Annotated in this window: 4 protein-coding genes; all 4 read left to right on the forward strand. The window is 67.5% G+C overall.

The features are described from left to right. The coding region (epsC, locus tag A5652_RS09370; RefSeq protein ID WP_067349653.1) for a serine O-acetyltransferase EpsC at nt 1-550 on the forward strand (550 nt) is incomplete at its 5' end. A gap of 220 nt (nt 551-770) precedes the next feature. After that, a complete protein-coding gene (locus A5652_RS09375) occupies nt 771-1,892 on the forward strand; it encodes an LLM class flavin-dependent oxidoreductase (protein ID WP_067349656.1) in 1,122 nt (373 codons plus the stop codon). After that, nucleotides 1,889-3,010 carry an LLM class flavin-dependent oxidoreductase gene (locus tag A5652_RS09380; RefSeq protein WP_067349659.1) on the forward strand — a complete coding sequence of 374 codons (1,122 nt, stop codon included), beginning with the start codon at nt 1,889-1,891 and terminating at the stop codon, nt 3,008-3,010. The genes A5652_RS09375 and A5652_RS09380 overlap by 4 nt, the downstream gene beginning before the upstream one ends. Then, a partial coding sequence (locus A5652_RS09385; RefSeq protein WP_156745239.1) for an LLM class flavin-dependent oxidoreductase occupies nt 3,007-3,790 on the forward strand: 784 nt, incomplete at its 3' end. The genes A5652_RS09380 and A5652_RS09385, both read left to right, overlap by 4 nt.

Below are 3,790 nucleotides of genomic sequence, written 5' to 3' on the forward strand. Positions count from 1 at the left end.
GCAGCGCGGTGCGAAGCTGGCCGCGCGCATCACCGCCGAAATCACCCGGATTCTGACCGGCGTCGAGATCCATCCCGGTGCCGTCTTGGGCCCCGGCTTGTTCATCGACCACGCGACCGGTGTGGTGATCGGTGAGACCGCCGAGGTGGGCGAGGACGTGACCCTCTACCACGGCGTCACCCTCGGCGGCAGCGGCAGGGACACCGGAAAACGACACCCCACCATCGGTGATCGGGTGACCATCGGCGCCGGAGCGAAGATTTTGGGAGCGATCAAAGTCGGCGACGACAGCCGCATCGGAGCCAACGCCGTGGTGGTCAAGGAGGTTCCGTCGAGCTCGGTGGTCATCGGGGTGCCGGGGCAGGTCATCAGCCGCAGCCGTCCAGGCAGTCCGGACGACTCGATGATGCCCGACCTTGTCGGCGTCAGCCTGCAGTCGCTGCTGACCCGCGTAACCAAACTCGAAGCCCAAGCCGACGGCTCCCAAACCAACCATGTCATCAGGCCGCCCGAAGCCGGTGTCTGGCACGGCGAGGATTTCTCGATCTGAGCGCGGCTGCGAAAGAGTGTGGAGCTCAGCTCGACACACTGTGATCGCCGGTATTCGCCAGCCTGCACCGAAACCCTCACCGCCGCGTGCGACCGGCTTGAGCTCGGCGAAGTATTACTCACGCTGAACATAACGCTGCCTTGGAATGCATGGCCACCCGCAGCGTTGCACAGTGAGTTATGACCACGATGCGTGACGGCGCCGCCCCCGAGAAACACTCATGACCGAGCTGCATCTGGCGGTGGGGCTGGATGGCTACGGTTGGCATCCCCAGGCGTGGCGATACGCGTTCGCGCACAACGCGACCGGTGGCGGCCAACTCAGCGGTCGCTATTGGGCCGCGCTGGCCCGCACCGCCGAACGTGGGCTGCTGGACTTCCTCACGATTGACGACAGCCTGGGCGCGCAACCCGGGCGCCGGTCAGAGATCTCGCCGAGGCGCCTGGCGGGACGCGCCGATGCCACGCTGGTGGCCGCCCGGATCGCGCCGGCCACCCTACACATCGGCTTGATTCCCGTTGCGACGGTCACGCACACCGAGCCGTTCCACATCTCGAAAGCGATTGCGACACTCGACCATATCTCGCACGGCCGGGCCGGCTGGCAGGTTCGGGTGAGCCCCGCGGCGCACGAAGCGGCGCTGTTCGGCCGGCGGTCTGCCCCCGATGGCGGCGAACTGATCGACGAAGCGGCCGACGCTGTGGAGGTGGTGCGCCGCCTCTGGGACAGCTGGGAGGATGACGCCGTCATCCGCGATGTCGCGACCGGTCGCTACATCGACCGCGACAAGCTGCATTACATCGACTTCGCCGGAAAACATTTCTCGGTCAAGGGGCCCTCGATCACCCCGCGGCCACCGCAGGGCCAGCCGGTGGTGACGGCGCTGGCACACGCGCCGAGGGTCTACGATTTCGCGGCCGCCAACGCCGACCTGGTGTTCGTCACCCCGCACGACGAGGGCTCGCTGCGCACGATTTTGGCCGAGGTCAGCCACGCGCAGCGCGCCGCGGGCCGAATGCTCCTGGTCTACGCCGACCTGGTCGTGTCGCTAGCCGACGATCCGATGGCCCCGGCGGCGGCCCTCTCGTCCGACGCGCACGTATTCACCGGCAGCACAAGCCATCTGGCAGACCTTCTGCTCGCCTGGCAGGATGCCGGGGTCGACGGGGTGCGGCTACGGCCCGCGATCAACGCCGTCGACCTGCCCGCCATCGTCGACGACCTGGTGCCGCGACTACAGCACGCGGGCCGGTTCCGCACCGGCTACCGCGACGGCGAGACACTGCGCGAACGCCTGGGTCTAGCGTCCGCACCGAACCGCTACGCGACGGTGCCGTCATGACCGTCACTCCCCTGTCGATCCTCGACCTCGCGCCCATCAGCGCCGGCAGCGACGCCGCGACAGCACTGCGCAACACCATCGATCTGGCCCAGCACGCCGAGCGCTGGGGCTATCGGCGCTACTGGCTGGCCGAACATCACTTCGTCGCGGTGGCCAGCTCGTCACCGGTGACGCTGATCGGCCAGATCGCCGCCGCCACAGAACGAATCCATGTCGGGTCGGCGGCGGTACAGGTCGGCCACACGACGGCGCTTGCCGTGGTGGAGAGCTTCGGCATCCTCGACGCGCTCTATCCGGGCCGCATCGACATGGGGCTGGGCCGATCCGGGCAGCGGCGCCAAGAGGCGGCCACCTCGTCTCCGGCCGCATCCGAACGTGCGCCCACGCCCTGGCGTGAGGTAGCCGGGGTTGTCATCCCCACTCCCTTCGACCAGACGCCGCTGATGAAAAGCGACCTGATCCGGGCTCAGGGCTCCGTCCTCGCTCAACCGTGCGCGCAACCCCAGGACTTCGCAGAACAGCTGGCCGCGATCGAAGCGATGCTAGACGGCACCTACACCGTCAATGGCCATGAACTACATGCCGTTCCGGGCGAGCACGCCCAGTTGACGCCATGGATCTTCGGCAGCACCAAGGGTCAAAGCGCCGAAGTGGCGGGTGCGCGTGGACTTCCGTTCGTCGCGAGCTACCACATCACCCCCGGCACCGCGATCGACGCGATCGCCGCGTACCGCAACGCGTTTCGCCCGTCCGCCCGGCTATCCGAGCCGTATGTGGTGGTGTCGGCCGACGTCGTGGTAGCCGAGGACAGCGCCACCGCACGCCACCTAGCGTCCGGTTACGGCCGGTGGGTGCATTCCATCCGCAGCGGCCAGGGCGCCATCCCCTACCCGGATCCCGACTTTTGCCAGCCGTTGACCGAGGACGAGCAGGCGCTGGTGGCCGACCGCACCGCAACACAATTCGTCGGCAACCCGGACGAAGTCGCCGACCGGCTCGAGCTGCTGCGCCGGGCCACCGATGCCGACGAACTGGTGATCACCTCCGTGACGCACCGGCATGTCGATCGGCTGCGCTCGCATGAACTGATCGCCAAACGATGGGGATTGACCGGATGATCGTTCGAGAAGCGGGCCGCCGCAAGCAGATACATCTAGGTGCGCACTTCCCCGGGGTGAACAACACCACGGTGTGGTCCGATCCGAGCGCCGGCAGCCAGATCGAGTTCGAATCGTTTGTGCACCTTGCCAAGTCAGCCGAACGAGGACTGTTCGACTTCTTCTTCCTGGCCGAAGGCCTGCGGCTGCGTGAGCATCGCGGCAAGATTCACGACCTCGACGTCGTCGGCAGGCCGGACACCTTCACGGTGCTGGCCGCGCTCGCCGCGGTCACCGACAAGCTCGGCCTCGCCGGCACCATCAATACCACGTTCAACGAACCCTACGAGGTGGCAAGGCAATTCGCGACGCTGGACCATTTGTCGGACGGCCGGTCGGCCTGGAACATGGTCACCTCGTCGGACGCGTTCACCGGCGAGAACTTCCGCCGCGGCGGGTTTCTCGCCCATACCGACCGGTACCGCAGAGCCGAGGAATTCATCACCGTGGCGCGGCGGTTCTGGGACAGCTGGGCGCCCGAGGCGGTGGTCGCCGACGTCGACGCCGGAGTCTATGCCGATCCGGCGCTGATCGGCAGCATCGAACACGACGGTCCGCAATTTCGCGTCCGCGGCGTCGCCTCGCTGCCCGCCGGACCGCAAGGCCATCCGGTGCTGCTGCAGGCCGGTGACTCCGACGACGGTCGCGACTTCGGCGCCAAGCACGCCGACGCCCTGTTCACCTTGCACGGGTCGCTCGAGGTGGGCCAACGCTACTACGCGGACGTGAAGAGCCGTGCCG

Source organism: Mycobacterium sp. 1165178.9, assembly GCF_001673555.1.
Classification (GTDB): domain Bacteria; phylum Actinomycetota; class Actinomycetes; order Mycobacteriales; family Mycobacteriaceae; genus Mycobacterium.